This is a genomic window from Neohoeflea coraliihabitans (assembly GCF_019334345.1).
Classification (GTDB): domain Bacteria; phylum Pseudomonadota; class Alphaproteobacteria; order Rhizobiales; family Rhizobiaceae; genus Pseudohoeflea; species Pseudohoeflea coraliihabitans.
The window spans coordinates 978556-998121 of sequence record NZ_JAHWQX010000001.1 but is presented as its reverse complement, the minus strand read 5'-3'; the positions used below and the strand labels follow the sequence as shown (position 1 = coordinate 998121).

At 61.7% G+C, this 19566-nt stretch carries 17 protein-coding genes and 2 riboswitches; of the genes, 13 read left to right on the top strand and 4 right to left on the bottom strand.

Features of this window, described 5'->3' with window-relative positions; genetic code table 11:
* Positions 1-18 precede the first annotated feature (18 nt).
* The 4 genes from KY465_RS04750 to KY465_RS04735 all read left to right on the top strand — a co-directional run bounded on the left by KY465_RS04750 (position 19) and on the right by KY465_RS04735 (position 3085).
* The gene (locus tag KY465_RS04750; protein WP_346432590.1) at positions 19-429 is read left to right on the top strand and encodes an RNA-binding S4 domain-containing protein; all 411 of its coding nucleotides are present in this window, start codon (positions 19-21) and stop codon (positions 427-429) included.
* 156 nt (positions 430-585) lie between these two features.
* Positions 586-924: a ferredoxin FdxA gene (fdxA, locus tag KY465_RS04745; protein WP_219200326.1), complete on the top strand. Its 339-nt coding sequence runs from the start codon at positions 586-588 to the stop codon at positions 922-924.
* A 381-nt stretch (positions 925-1305) separates the two neighbouring features.
* Positions 1306-1875 carry a CarD family transcriptional regulator gene (locus KY465_RS04740; RefSeq protein WP_219200324.1) on the top strand — a complete coding sequence of 190 codons (570 nt, stop codon included), beginning with the start codon at positions 1306-1308 and terminating at the stop codon, positions 1873-1875.
* 346 nt (positions 1876-2221) lie between these two features.
* Positions 2222-3085, top strand: coding sequence for an RNA polymerase factor sigma-32 (locus tag KY465_RS04735; RefSeq protein ID WP_219200323.1), 864 nt, complete (start codon positions 2222-2224; stop codon positions 3083-3085).
* 136 nt (positions 3086-3221) lie between these two features.
* Here KY465_RS04735 and KY465_RS04730 read toward each other — a convergent pair whose 3' ends face one another.
* From KY465_RS04730 to thiB, 4 genes are all read right to left on the bottom strand, one after another.
* A complete protein-coding gene (locus KY465_RS04730) occupies positions 3222-4700 on the bottom strand; it encodes a M48 family metalloprotease (protein WP_219200321.1) in 1479 nt (492 codons plus the stop codon).
* Between the two features lie 323 nt (positions 4701-5023).
* Entirely contained in the window at positions 5024-5815 is a 792-nt protein-coding gene (locus tag KY465_RS04725; protein ID WP_219200318.1) for a thiamine ABC transporter ATP-binding protein, read from the bottom strand.
* Positions 5812-7479 (bottom strand): thiamine/thiamine pyrophosphate ABC transporter permease, encoded by a 1668-nt coding sequence (thiP, locus tag KY465_RS04720; RefSeq protein WP_219200316.1) that lies wholly within the window; start codon positions 7477-7479, stop codon positions 5812-5814. The genes KY465_RS04725 and thiP overlap by 4 nt, the downstream gene beginning before the upstream one ends.
* 10 nt (positions 7480-7489) lie before the next feature.
* A complete protein-coding gene (thiB, locus tag KY465_RS04715) occupies positions 7490-8512 on the bottom strand; it encodes a thiamine ABC transporter substrate binding subunit (RefSeq protein ID WP_219200315.1) in 1023 nt (340 codons plus the stop codon).
* Positions 8513-8545: 33 nt separating this feature from the next.
* Positions 8546-8656, bottom strand: a riboswitch (TPP riboswitch).
* A gap of 63 nt (positions 8657-8719) precedes the next feature.
* Here thiB and KY465_RS04710 point away from each other — a divergent pair.
* From KY465_RS04710 to KY465_RS04670, 9 genes are all read left to right on the top strand, one after another.
* Positions 8720-9376 (top strand): thiamine diphosphokinase, encoded by a 657-nt coding sequence (locus tag KY465_RS04710; RefSeq protein ID WP_219200313.1) that lies wholly within the window; start codon positions 8720-8722, stop codon positions 9374-9376.
* Position 9377: 1 nt separating this feature from the next.
* On the top strand, positions 9378-11207 hold the full coding sequence (locus tag KY465_RS04705) for an ABC-F family ATP-binding cassette domain-containing protein (RefSeq protein ID WP_219200311.1): 1830 nt from the start codon (positions 9378-9380) through the stop codon (positions 11205-11207).
* 117 nt (positions 11208-11324) lie between these two features.
* Positions 11325-12164 (top strand): AAA family ATPase, encoded by an 840-nt coding sequence (locus KY465_RS04700; RefSeq protein ID WP_219200309.1) that lies wholly within the window; start codon positions 11325-11327, stop codon positions 12162-12164.
* A 74-nt stretch (positions 12165-12238) separates the two neighbouring features.
* Positions 12239-13411: a sensor histidine kinase gene (locus tag KY465_RS04695; protein WP_219200308.1), complete on the top strand. Its 1173-nt coding sequence runs from the start codon at positions 12239-12241 to the stop codon at positions 13409-13411.
* 57 nt (positions 13412-13468) lie between these two features.
* A riboswitch (SAM riboswitch) is annotated at positions 13469-13546 on the top strand.
* Positions 13547-13609: 63 nt separating this feature from the next.
* Positions 13610-14578 (top strand): homoserine O-succinyltransferase, encoded by a 969-nt coding sequence (locus KY465_RS04690; protein ID WP_219200306.1) that lies wholly within the window; start codon positions 13610-13612, stop codon positions 14576-14578.
* Positions 14575-15027, top strand: a complete 453-nt coding sequence (locus tag KY465_RS04685) for a GNAT family N-acetyltransferase (protein WP_219200304.1) — start codon at positions 14575-14577, stop codon at positions 15025-15027. The genes KY465_RS04690 and KY465_RS04685 overlap by 4 nt, the downstream gene beginning before the upstream one ends.
* A gap of 122 nt (positions 15028-15149) precedes the next feature.
* Positions 15150-16346, top strand: coding sequence for a vWA domain-containing protein (locus KY465_RS04680; RefSeq protein WP_219200302.1), 1197 nt, complete (start codon positions 15150-15152; stop codon positions 16344-16346).
* Positions 16347-16539: 193 nt separating this feature from the next.
* Complete coding sequence (locus KY465_RS04675) at positions 16540-17031, top strand: (2Fe-2S)-binding protein (RefSeq protein WP_219200301.1); 492 nt, start codon at positions 16540-16542, stop codon at positions 17029-17031.
* A 128-nt stretch (positions 17032-17159) separates the two neighbouring features.
* Positions 17160-19502 carry a xanthine dehydrogenase family protein molybdopterin-binding subunit gene (locus KY465_RS04670; protein ID WP_219200300.1) on the top strand — a complete coding sequence of 781 codons (2343 nt, stop codon included), beginning with the start codon at positions 17160-17162 and terminating at the stop codon, positions 19500-19502.
* The last annotated feature ends 64 nt before the right edge of the window (positions 19503-19566 follow it).

Below are 19566 nucleotides of genomic sequence, written 5' to 3'. Positions count from 1 at the left end.
GGCCGAAGGAAACATATGGTGGCGACTCCCGCCGCTTCGCCTGAAAGGCAGCGGCTCGACAAGTGGCTGTTTTTCGCGCGTATCATCAAATCGCGCACCCTGGCTGCGAAATCGGTCGAGGCGGGTCGTGTGCGGGTCAATGGTGAGAAGAAGTCGCAGCCGAGTTTCATGGTGCGTGCCGGTGACGTCCTGACCATCGTGCTTGAACGACGGGTACTGGTGCTCAAGATCCTCGATTGCGGAAGCAGCCGCGGTCCGGCCAGCGAAGCGCGCACGCTCTATGAAGATCTCTCGCCGCCGATCGCGGCAAGCGATCGGGCAAACCGGGCGATGCCGTCCGGACAGCGCGATGCCGGCAGTGGCCGGCCGACAAAACGGCAGCGTCGGCAGACCGATCGGTTGAAATTTCCCGATCACCGGGAAAATTGAGAGGAAATTGGCTGGAAAGTCGTCAAGCCGGGTCGCAAGGTGCGGCCTGACATCGGGGTGCGGCACGTCGGCGCGGCGCGCGGCAGGGTTCTTGCCAAGGCTGGTTAAAGCCGGTACCTGACCCCCCGCATAGAAGAACGGCTCGGGAGCCATTGCATGACCTATATCGTCACCGACAATTGCATCAAATGCAAATATATGGATTGCGTCGAGGTGTGTCCGGTGGACTGCTTCTACGAAGGCGAGAACATGCTGGTCATCCATCCGGACGAGTGCATTGATTGCGGCGTGTGCGAGCCGGAATGCCCGGCTGAGGCCATCAAGCCGGATACGGAGCCGGGTCTCGACAAATGGCTCGAGGTCAACACGGAATACGCCGACAAATGGCCGAATATCACGATCAAGCGTGAGGCTCCGGCCGATGCCGAGAAGTATGACGGCGAAGCGGGAAAATTCGAAAAATACTTCTCAGCCGAGCCGGGTGAGGGCGACTGAACGCGCCTCAACGCTGGCCGGCCTGTCCATCCTGTCCGCTGCAATCGCAGTGCACTTTGCCGTTAACCTTTTCGTAAGCTATTGCCGGCCGCTTTTGTGCGGGTGCAGCAAATCATTGATTTCTGCCGTAATTTATGTTAGGTAAGAAGAACTGACATATTTAAGGCGCCGCCAGGGCGGAAACACGAACACGGAAACGTCCTCGAAAACGGTTGCCTGCTCCATGAGCCAGCATGCATGTTCGGCTGTGAGTGTCCCAACCATCTTACCGGAACGTTTGCAATAAGAGTGTGTCAGCAGCACGCCGTACCGATGCGTGCGCGGGATCGGTTCTGTAGCAGACAGCGATCTCGTTACCTTAACAGGGAGTTTTGACCACGTATGACGACCCAGCAGAAAAAGTCTTCTCAGCGTCAGGGTTTCAAGACCGGCGAGGCGATTGTTTATCCCGCCCACGGTGTTGGCCAAATTGTAGCGATTGAAGAGCAGGAAGTGGCCGGCCACAAGCTTGAACTGTTCGTCATCGATTTCGAGAAAGACAAGATGCGGCTGAAGGTGCCGGTGGCGAAAGCTTCCACGATCGGCATGCGCAAGCTTTCCGAAACCGATTATGTTGAACGCGCCCTGAAGGTCGTGCAGGGCAAGGCGCGTGTGAAGCGGACAATGTGGTCCCGCCGGGCGCAGGAGTATGACGCGAAGATCAATTCAGGCGATCTGATCTCGATCGCTGAGGTGGTGCGCGATCTGTTCCGGGCTGAAAATCAGCCGGAGCAATCCTATTCCGAGCGTCAACTTTATGAAGCGGCGCTGGACCGGATGGCGCGCGAGATTGCCGCGGTGAACAAATTGTCCGAGACCGAATCCGTTCGGCTGATCGAGACCCACCTCGCCAAGGGGCCGAAGCGCGGCAAGGCGAATGATGATGAGGGCAAGCAGGAAGAAGCTGCCTGATCGCATCAACCCATCTGCATTTGAAAAGCCCGGTGCTCGCACCGGGCTTTTTTCTTTGCGGCTCGACTTACAGTCTTGCCGAGGGGGTCATGTCGGCCCGCTTCCTGCTGTTATTCCACCAGAAATGCGCTTGAGGCGGAACCCGCCCGGGGGCTGTTGCGTTTCGTGAACAAACCGCGCTGCAGAATCAGGCCACGGCGGTTAGGAGATCTGCCACTGGCGGTTGCACCGATACGTGTAACTTCCGCATGCCGGTGTTCTCTGAAGAGGTCGTGGTCCGGGCAGATGCGTTACGGCTTGGGTGCCGTTGATATCGCTTAGGGCCGCCAAACGGGAGAGTGACACCATGAAGTCGACATCAGCCAATCGCCAGATGGTTCGCGCAGCAATGACCGCCCCATATCTTGAGCGCGGCGAGGAACATGATCTGGCGCTGGCGTGGCGCGATCGGGATGATCAGCAGGCTCTTCACAAGATAACCATGGCTCACATGCGTCTGGTGATCTCCATGGCGGCAAAGTTCAAGAATTTCGGTTTGCCGATGAATGACCTGATCCAGGAAGGACATGTAGGGCTACTTGAAGCGGCGGCAAGGTTTGATCCCGATCGCGAAGTGCGGTTTTCGACCTATGCAAGCTGGTGGATCCGTGCATCCATACAGGACTTCATCCTGCGCAACTGGTCCATCGTGCGCGGCGGGACCAGCTCGGCGCAGAAAGCGCTGTTCTTCAATCTGCGACGGTTGCGTGCCCGCCTGACGCAGGGCAACCAAGGCATCACCGACAGTGCTCTGCATTCGAAGATTGCGGATGCGCTCGGCGTGCATGCGCGTGACGTGGCGGTGATGGATGCGCGTCTGTCGGGCGCCGATACGTCCTTGAACGCGCCGATCGGCGGAACGGATGACGGGACATCGGCTGACCGCGTCGACTTTCTGGAAAGCAATGACCCGCTGCCGGATGAACAGGTCTCGACGATCATCGACGAAGAACGTCGCAATGTCTGGCTGGTGCAGGCCCTGGAGACGCTCAATCCGCGCGAATTGCGGATCATCAATGAACGCCGGCTGACGGAGGACAGCGCAACGCTGGAATCGCTCGGCCAATCCCTGGGCATCTCGAAGGAACGGGTCCGGCAGATTGAAAGCCGGGCGCTGGAGAAACTTCGCGACGTGTTGACCGAGGCCACCCCGGAGATCGCCAGCCTGTGACATCTGCTTCGGCGAGGCAGATTGCCTTCGCGCAGGTGAAGCCGTGCTCTCGGGCGGCGGATCTCGCCCGGCGGCACTCCGCCGAAGCGCATCGGCACGAGCAATGAAGCGACCGGACGGCTTCCTGCGATAAATTTCAATCCGTGACGATCTTGTAGCGCCGGCCTGGTTCGATCCCTGCACCGGGCCCGATGGCGTTGAGCAATTGGAACAGTTCCTGCTTGCGGTCCGTTCCGCGCATCTTGGCTGCCATCGAGGTCAGCGTATCACGTGCCCGTGCCGTCACGATGCGGATGCGCAGGGGTTGCAGGCTCTTTGCCTCACCGGCGGTCAGCTTGCGGAAACTGTCACGCAGCTTGGCCGCAGTTGGCTCAAGATGCGGCGAATTCAGCGGTGCGGCGGTCAGAAAGCGATAGATGCGGTTGTCGACCTTGACGATGGTGATGTCGAAATCCCAGCGATCGGCGCGGGCTCTGGCTGTCGCAGCCTCGAAACCCCCGAGACGGGTTTCGCGAATCGAGCCGGCGATCAGACCGGTGACCCATCCGCTTGCCATGTAGTCCGACAGGGAGCGGCGAGAATTTTCGCTGACCCCGTCAAAGCGGACGGCAAGGTCATCGGGACCTGTGGCGAGAACGGCGTCCGCCTTGTTGTCGATGCGGAACCCGCTGGGAACTTCAAAACGGATGCCAAGAACCGGGTGCAGGAATGCCGTGCCCCGGACATAGCCTTCTTGAGGGCTGTCGCCGAATAACAGCCCATCTATGCCGTCAAGATAGAAATCGCGGCCCGGCTCGGTGGTGCCCTCGGGTCCGAAGGCGCGGGCGTGCTGCTTGACCAACTCCAGGCGCTGAGGTGCGTTGGGGTGACTGGACAGGAAATCGAGACTTTGGTCGCTCGTCGGATCCACGGCAGAGAAGCGGCTGTAGGCGTCCATGGAATTGAGGAAACGGGCGGCGGCATAGGTGTCGTAACCGGCTTCCCCGAGCATGCGCACGCCGATCGCATCGGCAGCGAGTTCCTGGTTGCGCGAGAAGGCAGCGAGGCGAAGCTTGCTCTGGGCCAGTTCCTCGCGGGCGGCGAGCCCCTTTTCCATGGCACTTGCGGCCATTCGTTCGGCGAGCGCTTCCTCGCGTTCGCGCTGGCGACGTTCAATGCCATGATTGCCCGTCACATGGCCCATTTCATGGGCGATCACGGCCGCTACTTCGGAGGCGTCATTGGCCAGAGCCAGAAGGCCGCGGGTGACATAGACATAGCCGCCGGGCAGGGCAAAGGCATTGACCGCCGGTGAGTTGAGAACCGTGACGCGGTAGGCCTGCTGCGGGTTCTCCGAGACGACGGTCAGCTTGCCGATGATGCGGGCGAGCAGCTTTTCCGTGCGCTGGTCGCGATATTCCCCGCCATAGCTTGCAACGATGCGCGGATGCTCACTGGCGCCGATCTTGGTGCGCGGATCGGCGCTGCCGGCGCGCTCGGCGGTCTGCGGCGAAGCGGAGGGGCTGACGTCCGGCTTGTAAACATCAACACCAAGAGTCTGGCACCCGGCAAGCGCGAGGGTCAATCCGATCGCCGCCATCCGAGCCAACCGCGCCGTGCGGCGGGGTTTCGGCATGGTGGATGCATAATGCGCCTGAACCGGCGCAGCGCTATTCACCGCAATAGGACCGGGCACCGCAACCGGACCGGGGCGTTGTAACACAGGCATGAGGGGAAAAGATCGGCGCATGCACTCCGGTTCGCGTGTAACTTTGTGAAAGAGCAGTTGCAACGGCGGGGCGAACTCTCGGACACTCCGAGAGATGAACCTTGAAGTGGTCAATTGGTTGCAGTGCTTACCCTAATTCAGTTCAGGGTTCCAGTGCCATCTCAGCTGGTCGAAATTGTGGCCGCGAGGTGGCATGACGGCTGGATGCATGCTTCGGTCGGCCATCGTCGCTAGGGCAGAGGGGAGGTCGGGGGACGCTTTTGCGCAGCCGTCGCCGGGCTGGAATCGGTGCCGAGATAGCGGGCCAGTTCTGGCACATCCCGGCGCTCGAAGAACCCATCGATTGCGCCTTCGGCGATGATCCTGCCCTTGCTGAGAAACAGCACATGGCCGGCGGCCATCTTTGCCTCGTCCGGATCGTGAGTGACCATCAGCACGGTGGCGCCGACGTCACGACGAATTTCCAGCATCAGGGCGATCATGTCGGCGGCGAGACCGGGGCCAAGCCCGTCAAAGGGTTCATCGAGCAGCAGGAGAGGTTGCCGGCGAGCGAAGGCCCGCGCAAGCGCGGCGCGTTGCCGCTCACCGCCGGACAGCGTCCCGGGCAGACGGCGGCCGAAGCCTTGCAGACCCACCCGTTCCAGGGCCGCCTCGATGGTTTTCTTTTGATCCGCCGTCAGCTTGAGATGCGGATCGAGCCCGAGGCCGATATTGGTGGCAATGTCGAGATGAGCGAAAAGGTTATTGTCCTGGAACACCATCGACAGGCCACGCCGCGCCGGCGGCAGGTGTCCGACATCAATGCCTTCGATCAGGATCCGGCCAGCATCCGCTGTCAGAAATCCGGCAATCAGGTTGAGCAGGGTGGATTTCCCCGAACCCGACGGTCCCATGATCGCCGTCACGCTGCCCGTCGGCCGTGACAGGTCGAAGTGCATCGAACTGGTCCCCAGCTGCAATTGCACGCCCTCGAGCTGCAAGGCGACTGCCCTGTCGCTTGTCGCGGAAGAGACGGCGGTCATGGCATGCGGCCCTTGTTCTTCTGCGGGTTCTTCTGCGTGCCGCTGCGCTGCCGGCTGACGGACCGGTCGGCAAGCATCATCAAGCCGATGCACAGTGTTGCGAGGATCAGAGCCATGCCGGCGGCATCGGCAGTGCGGTAGCTGCCCATTTTCTGCAACAGAAGGTAGGGCAGTGTCACCAGCCTGTCATTGCCGAACAGGGCGATGGCGCCGAGATCTCCGAGCGACAACGCCATCGCAAATGCAAATGCCGCGCCGAGCGGCCGAGCCAGCGCCGGCAGATCGATGCGCCGGATGCGGCTCAGGCCGGTCACCCCGAGCGCCAGCGCCAATTGCCCGTTGCGGCTCATGGCCGTGCGGTAAGCGCCCTCCAGAACCCGCATGACGAAAGGAAGCGCCATCATGGCATTGATGATGATGATCAGTATCAGCGGCAGGAGAATCGAGCCGCGAGCGCCGCGAAACAGGAGAAACCAACCGGCACCCAACACGATCGGCGGCACCATCAGGACCAGCGAGCCGGCGGCTCCAGCCAGCGCATCAAGGCCGTGCTTGGTGCGCTGTGCCCCGAGGCCGGGCATTTGCAAGCGAGCGCGGATCAACAACAGGGCCAGCAGAAGCGACAGCAGCGCGGCGCAGAGTGCGACGCCGAGGCTGGTCAGTCCGGCGCGCCAAAGCGCCGCTTCCGTCAGGAGGCGCGGCAGATCGGCCGACAGCCCCGCAACGAGCGTGGCCAGAAGCGGAGAGAGCACGAACAAGGCGGCGACCAGGATGACTGTCATATCGACGAGACCAGCAGCTCGGCCGTGCACATCCGGTCGCGCCTGGCCGGTCACCATCAGTTCCGACACATCGTCACGACCACCGGTCAGGCGCAGCAGCGCCAGCGCGGCGATTGTCAGGGCTATCTGGATGACGGCGAGGAAAACGGCACGCGAGGGGTCAAAGTCGAAGCGCAGCGCCTGGTAGACGGCCACTTCGAGCGTTGTGGCCGCAGGCCCGCCGCCGAGCACCAGCACGAGAGTGAACGAGGTGATGCACAGCATGAATACGAGGCTGGCGGCGGCAAGTGCCGGCTGCAGCATCGCCGGCCATTCGACATGACGGAAGGTCGTCCACTGCCCGAGGCCGAGGATGGCTGCGTTCTTCCAGTATTCCTGCGGCAAGCGCTCGAGTCCGAGCAGCAGCAAGCGCGCTGTCAGCGGCAGATTGAAGAAGACATGGGCAAGCAGGATGCCGCTCAATCCGTAGATCGAAAAAGGCTCGCCTCCCGTCAGCCCGGTCAGCAGATCGTTGACGGCGCCTTGTCGCCCCCAGATGGTGAGCAGGCCGAGTGCGGCCACCAGCGGCGGCAGGCCGAGAGGCACCGCGAAGAGGCGCAGCAGCCAGACCCGGCCGGGAAACGAGGGGCGCCGCGCCAGGGCGCGGGCCAGAGGTATGGCGAGAGCCACCGAGAGCAGCGTCGAAAGAACGGCCTGGAGCAGCGTGAATCGCGTCACGCGCAGCAGGTAGGAATCAAATCCGAGATCGGGCGCTTCCCCCGTGGTGCCGCGCCACAACAGGGCGGTCACCGGCACAGCGATGGCCACGCTGATGGCAGCAATGGCGATCACGCCGCCGAGTACGGCGGCGCGACTTTCCGCGCGGGTCAGTAATGACGACATCGCAGCCGCATCATTTGCTCATCGCATTGAGCCATTCATCGATCCATGCCTTGCGATTTTCAGCGACCACCTGCGGCTCATACAGCAGGCTGGTTGCGGGCTTGACCAGTTTGTCAAAGGCATCCGGCAGGTCGGCTTCAATGGCAACAGCCGGCAGCATCCAGTTGGTCGTCGGGATGACCTGTTGAAACTCCTGACTGAGCATGAATGTCAGGAACTGGCGCGCCAGTTCCTTGTCAGGCGCGGCCTTGAGCAGGCCTGCGACTTCGATCTGCAGATAATGGCCCTCGTCAAATGCCGCCGCCTGATAGCGGTCGGTCTCCTCGGCGACCATGTGATAGGCTGGCGAGGTCGTATAGGAGAGCACCATCGGTGCCTCGCCGCTGGTAAACAGCCCATAGGCTTCCGACCAACCCGGGGTCACCGTCAGAACGCGGTCCTTGAGCTGGCTCCAGGCGGCGGCAGCGTCGTCGCCGTAGACCTTCTTGATCCAGAGCAGCAGACCGAGGCCGGGTGTCGAGGTGCGCGGGTCCTGGATGACGATCTTCTGATTGGAGTCCCCCTCGACGAGCTCCTTCAGGCTGGCCGGCGGCGCGGCGATGGCCTCGGAGTCGTAGACAACGGCGAAGTGGCCGTAATCATAGGGCAGGAAAGTGTCATCGGCGAAATCTCCGGGAACTTCGACGGCAGCGGCATCGATGCCGTGCGCTTCGAACAGGCCGGTGGCCTTGGCTTCGGTGACAAGGTTGGTGTCGAGCCCGAGGACAACGCCGGCCGCCGCCTCTTCACCTTCGAGCTTGAGGCGATTAAGCAGAGCCACTCCATCGGCCACGCCGACCCATTTGAGATCACAGCTGCACTGTGCCTCGAAGGCCGCCTCGATTTGCGGACCCGGTCCCCACTCGGCGACGAAGCTTTCATAGGTGTAGACGGTCAGCTCCCGGTCAGCCGTCTGCGCGGCGAGGGGCGTTGCGGCAGCCAAACCGGCAGCCAGCATGGCGGAAAGGGTAAAATTGGTGGTCTTTGATGGCATCAGCGCCTCCTTTGTTGTGGGATGGGAAAGGCGCTTGATATGGCGTCTAATCCCTCCGCCGGTTCTAACCGGATCAGGTTCTTCGGGTTGGCGGCGAACGCCTCTCAGCCTGGTCCGGACGACCAGGCACCCCGTTAGAGCATTGACAGACATAGTTTGCCGCGGCGCCGCTGGCAAGCCGGTGAAAACCTGCTATGTGCCGTCGCCATGACGAAGCGATTTGCAATCCTGCTCGGCGGCGCGCTGCAGGTTGATGCCCGTGTCCGGGCGTTGGCCGCGCAATGCCGTGTGATCGCGGCTGACAGCGGCATCCGGCATGCGGCCGCGCTCGGCGTGCAGCCGGAACTGTGGCTGGGCGACTTTGATTCAACCGATGCCGGCGACCAAGCGGCCTGGCCGAACATACCGCGTCGCGCCTTCGCGGCGGAAAAGAACGCCACTGACGGTGAGATCGCCATTGATGAGGCGATCGCGCTGGGCGCCACGCATCTGCGTCTGTTCGGTGCGTTCGGCGGTGAGCGGACCGATCATGCGGCCATGCATCTGGTGCAGGCGGTCGCACTCGCGGAACGCGGTCTCATCGTCGTCCTGTCCTCGGGCGCGGAAGAAGCCCACCCGCTGAGCGCGGGCTCACAGAATCGCCTGGCGGTTGATTTGCCTGCGGGCGCTCTGTTCTCACTATTGCCGTTTTCCGATCTCGGCGGCCTGACGATCCGCGGAGCGCGCTATCCGCTGGTCGACATGGCCATTCCATTCGGCAGTTCGCGGCCCATTTCAAACGTGGCCGAAGGTCCGATCGAACTGAGCCTGAGGTCGGGAAGAGCGATCATGATCGCCCGTCCGCACGATTTTTCCGGAGTGTGACATGGCGCCGCCCATTCTCAAACTTGACCACATATCCCTGTCCTTCGGCGGGACGCCGCTGCTAGACGAAGCTGATCTCCAGGTCGGTCCGGGCGACCGCATCTGTCTCGTGGGTCGCAACGGCTCCGGCAAGTCGACACTTTTGAAGATTGCCGCCGGGCTGGTCGAGCCGCAATCGGGGGACATCTTTCGACACCCTTCGGCGACGGTGCGCTATCTGCCACAGGCCCCGGACTTCGGCGGTCATGAAAGTGTGCGCGCCTACGCGGAGGCAGGGCTGGCGCCAGGCGATGAGGCGCATCGGGTCAGCTATCTGCTGGAGCATCTCGGGCTGGATGGAACAGAAGATCCGGCGCGACTGTCGGGTGGTGAGGCGCGGCGTGCCGCCCTGGCCCGGGTGATGGCGCCGGATCCGGACATTCTGCTGCTCGACGAGCCGACCAACCATCTCGACCTGCCGGCGATCGAATGGCTGGAAGAGGAAATCCGCCGGATGAAGGGCGCCGTTCTGGTGATCTCGCATGACCGGCGTTTTCTGGCGCGGGTCAGCCGGGCAACCGTATGGCTGGACCGGGGCAAGGCGCGTCGGATCGAGAAGGATTTTTCCCACTTCGAAGCCTGGCGCGATGAGGTGCTCGAAGCGGAGGCTGAGGAGCAGCACAAGCTTGGCCGGCAGATCGAGCGCGAAGAGCACTGGCTGCGCTATGGCGTCACCGCCCGGCGCAAACGCAATGTGCGGCGGCTCGGGCAATTGCAGGCACTGCGCAAATCGCACCGCGAGCACGATGGTCCGCAGGGGCGGGTTGCGGCAACTCTCAGCAAGGGGCGCGAGTCGGGCAAGCTGGTCATCGAAGCCGAGGGCATTTCGAAACGTTTTGGCGGGCAGGCGGTCGTCGATGATTTTTCGATCCGCATCCATCGCGGCGATTGCATCGGACTGGTCGGGCCGAACGGAGCCGGCAAGACGACGCTGATCAAGATGTTGACCGGGGAACTTCCCCCCGATGAGGGGCTCGTGCGCCTCGGCACCAATCTGGAAATTGCCCGGCTTGATCAGCAGCGCGCGGCGCTGGATCCGGATGAAACCCTGTCGCATTTTCTCACGGACGGTCGCGGCGACACGCTGATCGTCAATGGCGCGCAGAAGCATGTGACCGGCTACATGAAGGAGTTTCTGTTCGCGCCCGAACAGGCGGGCACGCCGATCCGCAACCTGTCGGGGGGGGAGAAGGCGCGGCTGATACTGGCCCGCATCCTGGCGCGTCCCTCCAACCTGCTGATTCTCGACGAACCCACGAACGATCTCGACATTGAGACCCTCGATCTGCTCGAGGAAATCGTCACGAACTATTCGGGCACCGTCCTGCTGGTCAGCCATGACCGGGATTTTCTCGATCGAACCGTCAGCACGACACTGGCTCCGGCGACGCCGACGGCGCCGAACGGGCACTGGATTGCCTATGCCGGCGGCTACAGCGACATGCGCGCACAGCGCCGCGATGCTGAGAACAGCGACCGGCGGGCCGCCGGCAAGGCATCGAAAGACACAGGCACGAAGAAGACGGACGGGGTCCGCAAGCCGGCGCAAGCAGTGCGAAAACTGTCCTACAAGCAGAAATACGCCCTGGAAACGCTTCCAGAGCGGATGGAGGCCGCCACTGCCACGATAAAGGACATCGAAGCACGGATGGCAGATCCGGCCTTGTTTGCGCGCGATCCCGAGCGGTTTTCCAGCCTGGCAACCCGGCTTGCGGAGCAAAAGACAGCGCTCGAGGCGATGGAGAGCGAGTGGCTGGAACTGGAAATGCTGCGCGAGGAAATCGAGGGGTGAGCCTCGGTCGCGATGCGCGATATCCAAATTGAACTGGCGGGGAAACTTGCGAAATGGTCGTGAGTGTGGTGAGGACAGCGCCATTGTGACATGCCCAGCGCGAGAGGACATTCTCCTATGAAGTTTGAAGGCACTGACAGCTACGTTGCCGAAAAAGATCTGACGATCGCGGTGAATGCGGCCATCCGCCTTGAACGCCCCTTGCTGGTCAAGGGCGAACCCGGCACCGGCAAGACGGAACTGGCGCGCCAGGTGGCGGCATCCCTCGATCTCGATCTGATCGAGTGGTCGATCAAGTCGACAACCAAGGCGCAGCAGGGCCTTTACGAGTACGATGCGGTCAACCGGCTGCGTGACAGCCAGCTGGGAGACGAGCGGGTCAACGACATCTCGAACTACATCCGCAAGGGCAAGCTCTGGACAGCTTTTGAAGCGGAGCAGCGGGCGGTGTTGCTGATCGATGAGATCGACAAGGCGGATATCGAGTTTCCGAATGATCTGCTGCAGGAACTCGACCGGATGGAGTTTTACGTCTACGAGACCGGCGAGATGATCAAGGCCAGGCAGCGCCCGATCGTCATCATCACTTCCAACAACGAGAAGGAGCTGCCAGACGCCTTCCTGCGCCGCTGCTTTTTCCATTTCATCCGGTTTCCCGACATGGAGACGTTGCAGCGTATCGTCGATGTGCACTATCCGGGCATCAAGCAGTCACTGGTGCGGGAAGCGCTGGCCCAATTCTACGAGATCCGCGATACTGCCGGGCTGAAGAAAAAACCTTCTACATCCGAGGTGCTCGACTGGATTCGCCTTCTGGTAGCGGATGATGTGGCACCCGAAGATCTGCGCGGCGATGCGAGAAACGCCTTGCCGAAACTGCATGGGGCGTTATTGAAGAACGAGCAGGATGTCCATCTCTTCGAGCGGCTTGCCTTTCTGGCCCGTCAGCGCGGGTAGCTGTTTCTGCAGTCAGCAGATGCAGGTCTGCCGGCCTGAGGCGGAGAAATTCACGACCAGTCTGGAGGTTTGCGATGCGAGCCGAGCCACATCCCCGGGAAGATGACCGCCTCAGCCGCCTTGACGCGTATCGTATCCTCGATACGGTTCCGGAAACAGAGTATGACGAACTGGTCGAACTGGCGTCTCGCATCACCGGCACGCCCGTTTCACTGGTCTCCCTGATTGACCGCGACCGGCAGTGGTTCAAGGCCCGCAAGGGCTTTGCAGACAGCCAAACGACGCTGGAGAACTCGATCTGCGCGCATGGACTGTCCGAGGACGGCATTTTCGAGATCCCCGATACGCGGCTTGATCCGCGTACCGCCGACATGGACATCGTTACCGCAAAAGAAGACCCGGTTCGCTTCTATGCCGGAGCGCCGCTGATGACCGAGGATGGCCTGTCTCTCGGCATGCTGTGCGTCCTCGACCATAATCCCCGGCAGTTGACGGAGGATCAGCGCTTTGCCTTGAAAGTCCTTAGCCGGCAGGTGATGGCGCAACTCGAATTGCGGCGCAGGCTGCAAGAATCCGAGGATCTGAGCGCGCGTCTCGAAACCGCCCTGGCGGGACGTGATCTGCTGGCGCGCGAGATTGATCACCGGGTCAAGAATTCGCTGGCGATGGTCACCTCCTTCCTGACCATGCAGAAGCGGCGTACCCAACATGAGGAAGCCCGTTCGGAACTGGAAGCGGCGGCGCAGCGCGTGGCGGCGATAAGCCATCTGCATCACGAGTTTTATTCGGCGGCCGTGGACGGGGAGGTTGCGCTGCCCGAATTCGCCGAGCGCCTTACCTCATTGCTCGGTGAGACCGCGCCGCAAAACATTTCCCTGGAAGTCGACATGGCACCGATCCGGGTCGAGGCTCAGAAAGCCTCGGCCTTTGCCATCATTGCCAATGAATTCGTCGCCAATGCCTTCAAGCATGCTTTCCCAGGGGGCGAGCCCGGCCGCATCCTTCTGTCGGGGCGGCGCGAGGGGGACCGCTACCACCTGGCGATGCGCGACAACGGCATCGGCTCGCAAAAGGAAGCAGTTGCGGCTGGACCGGATGCCGCAGACAGACCACCGCGGCCGCGCGGTCTTGGCCAACGCATCATCCTCTCGGTCGGGCGCCAGCTCGGCGGACAGCCACATCTGCGTGCCACACCGGAAGGCTATCGCTTCGAGATCGATTTTCCGGCACCGGAGGCAGCCACGTGAGCGGCAATTGCAGGCGGGCCCGGTTTGCTTGACCCTTGAAGCGCAAGGGACTATTGCATTTCCGATTGTGGTGATTTGGCCGGCCGGCTTGCAGCCACGTTAAAAAACTCGCTAAAGGGCCGTGGGCGTCACCCATCGCACCGGCAGCAGTCAAGCAAGTGTAAAGTGCTGGCCGGCCGGTGAAGAGGAGAGGCGGCCATGCCCATCAGGATTCCCGACGGACTTCCCGCGCGCGATGTTCTTGTGCGTGAGGGCATTCAGGTGATGGATGAATCCCTGGCAGTGCGACAGGATATTCGGCCCCTGCAGATCGGCCTTCTGAACCTGATGCCGAACAAGACCGTGACGGAATCGCAAATTGCCCGCCTGGTCGGATCGAGCCCGCTGCAGGTCGAACTGACCCTGGTGCGCATCGGCTCGCACCAGGCGCGCAACACGCCAGAAGCGCATCTGATCAACTTCTACCATACGTGGGAAGAGGTGAAGGATCGCAAGTTCGACGGCTTCATCATCACCGGGGCGCCCATCGAAACCCTGCCGTTCGAGGAGGTCACCTACTGGCCCGAAATGGAGCGGATTCTCGACTGGACGACGACGCATGCGCATTCCAGCTTTTTTGTCTGCTGGGGGGCTATGGCGGCGGCGTGGCATTTTCACGGTGTGCCGAAGCATCCGTTGGAAACCAAGGCCTCGGGAATATATCGGCACCGCAATCTGGCGCCGGCATCGCCTTATCTGTCAGGCTTTTCCGACGATTTCCAGGTTTCGGTATCACGCTGGACCGAGGTGCGGCGCGAAGACCTGGTGCCGGGGCTGGATGTGTTGATGGAGTCGAACGAGACCGGCTTGTGCCTGTTGCATGAGGCGTTCGCCAACCGGCTCTACATCTTCAATCATATCGAATATGATTCCAATTCCCTGGCGGATGAGTATTTCCGCGATGTGGAGGCCGGACGCCCGGTGCGTATTCCGGCGAACTATTTTCCAAATGATGATCCCGAGCAACGGCCGCTCAACCGCTGGCGCTCGCATGCTTTCTTGCTGTTCGGAAACTGGATCAACCAGGTCTATCAGACCACGCCATTCAATATGGCCGAGATCGGCGACGACCGGGAAGGCAGCAAACGTCCGGAGATGGCCGCGGTGGCGAAAGGAGAGGCGTCATGAGCGAGCCAGTCATCCGCCCGATCACCAAAGCCGACGAGGCGGAATGGCGTCGCCTGTGGACCGGATATCTCGACTATTACGAGACGCAGGTGGCCAACGAGGTCTACCAGACGACATTTGCGCGTCTGCTGACCGGCAATGATGGCTCGCCGAACGAGTTTCGCGGCTTGCTCGCCGAAATTGACGGCAAGGCCTGTGGGCTGGTGCATTACCTGTTTCATCGCCACTGCTGGCGGATTGAAAATGTCTGCTATCTGCAGGATCTGTTCGCGGACACACAGGTGCGTGGCAGCGGCGTCGGCCGCGCGCTGATCGAAGCGGTTTATGCGGCAGCCGACGCGGAGGGTTGCCCGTCGGTCTATTGGCTGACACAGGATTTTAACGTGACTGCCCGGCGTTTGTATGATCGCATCGGCAAGGAAACGCCGTTCATCAAATACAGCCGGTAGGATTGCCATGGGCCGCGGGGGGTGAAGCGGTGCCGAAACCGGTGGCGACACCGATGGATCAGCGCGCAAAATGGTGCACTGCCGAGGTTTCCCTAGGGCGCCAAAAGCGTTAGGACAAGCGCATGTTTCTGCCGTTCTTTCTCGAATTGAAGGCTGCCGGTGTGCCGGTCTCGCTGCGCGAGTATCTGACGCTTCTCGAGGCGCTGGAAGACGGCGTCGTGCACCATGATGTGGAAGGGTTCTATTATCTGGCACGGTCGGCCCTGGTGAAGGACGAGCGCCATGTTGATCGCTTTGACAGGGTTTTCGGCCAGTATTTCAAAGGGCTGGAGGCGGTCGGCGGCGAAGGCGGCGATGGCGCGGGTGTCGAAAGCCGAAATTTGCCGGAGGAGTGGCTGCGGCGGCTGGCGGAAAAGCATCTCAGCGACGAGGAAAAGAAGCTCGTCGAAAGTCTCGGCGGTTTCGACAAACTGATGGAGACGCTGAAAAAGCGTCTGGAGGAGCAGCAGGGTCGGCACCAGGGCGGCTCGAAGTGGATCGGCACGGCTGGCACATCACCCTTCGGGGCGCATGGATATAATCCTGAGGGCGTGCGCATCGGCCAGAATGAGAGCCGGCACCGGCGGGCCGTCAAGGTCTGGGACAAACGCGAATTCCGCAATTTCGATGATTCCGTCGAACTCGGGACACGCAACATCAAGATCGCTCTGAAACGGCTGCGCCGCTGGGTGCGCGAGGGCGCCGCCGAGGAGCTGGATCTGTCGGGGACGATCCGCTCGACTGCGGAGCATGGGTGGCTCGACGTGCAAACCCGTCCGGAGCGGCGCAATGCGGTGAAGCTGCTGATGTTTTTCGACGTTGGCGGATCGATGGATGATCACGTGCGCGTTGTCGAAGAGCTCTTTTCGGCCGCCCGTGCCGAGTTTCGCCACATGGAATATTTCTATTTCCACAACTGCCTCTACGAGACCGTGTGGAAAGACAACCGGCGTGGCCGCCGCGAGAAGATGGCGACCCTCGACGTGATCCGCACTTTCGGATCGGACTATCGGGTGCTGTTTGTCGGCGATGCGGCGATGAGCCCGTATGAGGTGATCGCCGCCGGCGGCTCCGTCGAACACTGGAACGCGGAAGCGGGCCAGATCTGGCTGCAGCGCGTTCTCAGCCATTTCCCAAAGGTCGCGTGGATCAATCCGGTGGCAGAGAAATACTGGTCGATCACGCAGTCGACGCAGATCATCCGGCAGATCTTCGAGGATCGCATGTATCCCCTGACCCTGCGTGGCCTTGAGGCGGCAACGAAAACGCTTTCGCGCTGACAAGCTCTCTCGGCGATCGTGCCAGACGATCAACGACGGCGGTCAGCGCAGGGCGGCGGTGCCGCGGGGGCGCCAATTGCGAACTCCTACAAAAGTGTGGTTGCAGTTTTGCGGCGCGATGTCAAAGTAGCGGCTTCGGGCCGAACCTCGTGTCATCAGCGACCGGTCGGCTCTCGTGAAAGGGAGGAATTTCATGGCCGACATCAATCTCACCGTGAATGGCCGCACGGTCAGCGGCACTTGCGAGGACCGGACGCTCCTGGTCCAGTTCATCCGTGAGAATCTCGGACTGACAGGGACGCATGTCGGCTGCGACACGTCGCAGTGCGGCGCCTGTGTCGTGCACATCGACGGCAAGGCGGTCAAATCCTGCACCATGCTCGCAGCCCAGGCGGACGGCGCCGAAGTGCTGACGATCGAAGGGCTGGCTTCCGGCGGAGAGTTGCATCCGATGCAGGCGGCGTTCCGCGAACATCACGGTTTGCAATGCGGCTTCTGCACCCCCGGCATGATCATGACAGCCGTCGATATGGTGCGCCGGCATGGCGGCCAGCTGGACGAGAAGACCGTTCGCCATGAGCTGGAGGGCAATATCTGCCGCTGCACCGGCTACCACAACATCGTCAAGGCGATCCTCGCCGCGGCCGAGGAAATGGGAGCCGGGGCCAAGGTCGCCGCGGAATAGCAGGCTGCATAGTGGCATCATGGTAGAGCCGGGAGGAGACCGGACCGCTTCATAGGCATCGTATTGCGGTGTTTTGAAAGCATCTGCCACGCCGTCAGAACACTATATTTTCGGGAGGAGAAGACCCCATGGGAGTTGAAGGCATCGGTGCGCGGGTGACGCGCAAGGAAGACAAACGCTTCATCACGGGCAAAGGCCGCTATACCGACGATATGGTGGTGCCGGGCATGAAATTTGCGCATTTCGTGCGGTCGCCGCATGCGCATGCGAAAATCGGCGGCATCGATGCTTCGCAGGCAGAGAGCATGCCCGGGGTCATTGCCGTGCTGAACGGCAAGCAGCTGGCCGAGGACGGGATCGGTAATATCATCTGCGGCTGGATGATCCATTCGAAAGATGGATCACCGATGAATATGGGCGCCTGGCGCCCGCTCGCCGAAGAGGTGGTGCGCTATGTCGGTGATGCGGTGGCCATCGTTGTCGCCGACAGCAAGGCGCAGGCGCGTGATGCGGCGGAAGCGGTGATGGTCGACTACGAGGTGCTGCCGGCAGTCACCGAAGCAGCCGCGGCCCTTGAAGAGGGCGCACCGCAAATTCATCCGGAAGCCAAGGACAATCTGATCTTCGACTGGGGGCTTGGCGATGAAGCGGCAACCGACGCGGCGCTCGCCGAGGCGGCGCACATTGTCGAACTTGACATTGTCAACAATCGCCTGATCCCCAATGCGATCGAACCGCGCGCGGCGCTTGGCGTTTATGACGAGGCGGAAGATCACTACACCTGCTACACCACGTCGCAGAATCCGCATGTGGCACGACTTGTGATGAGTGCCTTCTACAATGTGGCGCCGGAAAACAAGCTGCGGGTCATCGCGCCGGATGTTGGCGGCGGCTTTGGCTCGAAGATCTACATCTATCCCGAGGAGATCGTCTGCCTCTGGGCCGCGCGGCGTACCGGCGTGCCGGTCAAGTGGGTGGGTGACCGGACCGAGGCCTTCCTGACGGACGCGCATGCGCGCGATCACGTCTCGACGGTGAGAATGGGATTTGACGGCGATCACAACATCATTGCCCTGAAGGTCGACACGATTGCCAATATCGGGGCCTACATGTCGCTGTTTTCCTCGGCGACGCCGACCTATCTCTACGCGACGCTGTTGTCCGGGCAGTATCGGATCCCGAACATCTACGGCAATGTGCGTGCTGTTTATACCAACACCGCGCCGGTTGATGCCTATCGCGGCGCCGGACGGCCGGAAGCGACCTATGTTCTCGAACGGGCGATGACAACGGCGGCACGCGAACTGGGCGTCGATCAGGTCGAACTGCGGCGCAAGAATTTCATCCGCGAGTTTCCCTATCAGACGCCGGTGATCATGAATTACGACACCGGCAATTTCGACGCGATCCTCGACGCGGCGCTGGAAGCGATCGACTATGACAACTTCCCCGCGCGGCGAAGCGAATCCGAGGCGCGCGGCAAAAAGCGCGGCATTGGCATGAGCTGCTACATCGAAGCCTGCGGCATCGCGCCGAGCCAGGCGGTCGGATCGCTCGGTGCCGGTGTGGGACTGTGGGAATCGGCCGAGGTGCGGGTCAATGCAGTCGGCACGGTGGAGATTCTGACCGGGTCGCACAGCCATGGTCAGGGCCATGAGACCACCTTCGCGCAAGTGGTGTGCGACCGGCTCGGCCTGCCGATCGAGCAGGTGTCGATCATCCATGGTGACACCGACAAGGTGCAGATGGGGATGGGCACCTATGGCTCGCGCTCCGGGCCGGTGGGCATGAACGCCATTGCCAAGGCGCTCGACAAGGTTGAGGTGAAAGCCAAGAGGCTGGCGGCGCACCTGCTGGAGGCCGATGAGAGCGACATCGAGATCTCCGACGGTGAACTCAAGGTGAAGGGCACCGACAAGTCCGTGCCCTGGTTCCAGATGGCATTGGCCGCCTATACGGCTCACAATTTGCCCGAAGGCATGGAGCCGGGACTGAAGGAAGGGGCTTTCTACGATCCGCAGAATTTCACCTTTCCTTCCGGCTGCTATATTTGCGAGGTCGAGGTCGACCCGGAGACGGGCATGACGGAGATCGTCGATTTCGTTGCTGCCGATGATTTCGGCAACATCGTCAATCCGATGATCGTCGAGGGTCAGGTGCATGGCGGACTGGCACAGGGTATCGGACAGGCGCTGGCGGAAGGCACCCATTACGATCCCGAGACCGGGCAGCTGATAACGGCCAGCTACATGGACTATCAGATGCCGCGGGCGCAGGATCTGCCCGCCTTCAAGATCAAGCATGAAACGACTGCGTGCCCGTCCAATCCACTCGGCCTCAAGGGGTGTGGAGAGGCTGGCGCAATCGGTTCCCCGCCGGCGGTGATCAACGCCATCACCGATGCGATCGGCAACAATGATCTGACCATGCCGGCGACACCGGCAAAGGTTTGGAAGGCAATGCAGAACTAAGCAAAACGACACCGCAACAACCCGAAAGGCCGGCGCCGGACCGCAATGGATTCTTCGCCCGGAG

Bases quoted from the DNA above. Each gene is read 5' to 3' on its own strand.
- KY465_RS04700 (WP_219200309.1), top strand. From the start codon at position 11,325: ATGAAGTTTGAAGGCACTGACAGCTACGTTGCCGAAAAAGATCTGACG.
- KY465_RS04730 (WP_219200321.1), bottom strand. From the start codon at position 4,700: ATGCCGAAACCCCGCCGCACGGCGCGGTTGGCTCGGATGGCGGCGATC.
- KY465_RS04735 (WP_219200323.1), top strand. From the start codon at position 2,222: ATGAAGTCGACATCAGCCAATCGCCAGATGGTTCGCGCAGCAATGACC.
- KY465_RS04710 (WP_219200313.1), top strand. From the start codon at position 8,720: ATGACGAAGCGATTTGCAATCCTGCTCGGCGGCGCGCTGCAGGTTGAT.
- KY465_RS04670 (WP_219200300.1), top strand. From the start codon at position 17,160: ATGGGAGTTGAAGGCATCGGTGCGCGGGTGACGCGCAAGGAAGACAAA.
- KY465_RS04690 (WP_219200306.1), top strand. From the start codon at position 13,610: ATGCCCATCAGGATTCCCGACGGACTTCCCGCGCGCGATGTTCTTGTG.
- thiP (WP_219200316.1), bottom strand. From the start codon at position 7,479: ATGTCGTCATTACTGACCCGCGCGGAAAGTCGCGCCGCCGTACTCGGC.
- thiB (WP_219200315.1), bottom strand. From the start codon at position 8,512: ATGCCATCAAAGACCACCAATTTTACCCTTTCCGCCATGCTGGCTGCC.
- KY465_RS04675 (WP_219200301.1), top strand. From the start codon at position 16,540: ATGGCCGACATCAATCTCACCGTGAATGGCCGCACGGTCAGCGGCACT.
- KY465_RS04685 (WP_219200304.1), top strand. From the start codon at position 14,575: ATGAGCGAGCCAGTCATCCGCCCGATCACCAAAGCCGACGAGGCGGAA.
- fdxA (WP_219200326.1), top strand. From the start codon at position 586: ATGACCTATATCGTCACCGACAATTGCATCAAATGCAAATATATGGAT.
- KY465_RS04725 (WP_219200318.1), bottom strand. From the start codon at position 5,815: ATGACCGCCGTCTCTTCCGCGACAAGCGACAGGGCAGTCGCCTTGCAG.
- KY465_RS04705 (WP_219200311.1), top strand. From the start codon at position 9,378: ATGGCGCCGCCCATTCTCAAACTTGACCACATATCCCTGTCCTTCGGC.
- KY465_RS04695 (WP_219200308.1), top strand. From the start codon at position 12,239: ATGCGAGCCGAGCCACATCCCCGGGAAGATGACCGCCTCAGCCGCCTT.
- KY465_RS04740 (WP_219200324.1), top strand. From the start codon at position 1,306: ATGACGACCCAGCAGAAAAAGTCTTCTCAGCGTCAGGGTTTCAAGACC.
- KY465_RS04680 (WP_219200302.1), top strand. From the start codon at position 15,150: ATGTTTCTGCCGTTCTTTCTCGAATTGAAGGCTGCCGGTGTGCCGGTC.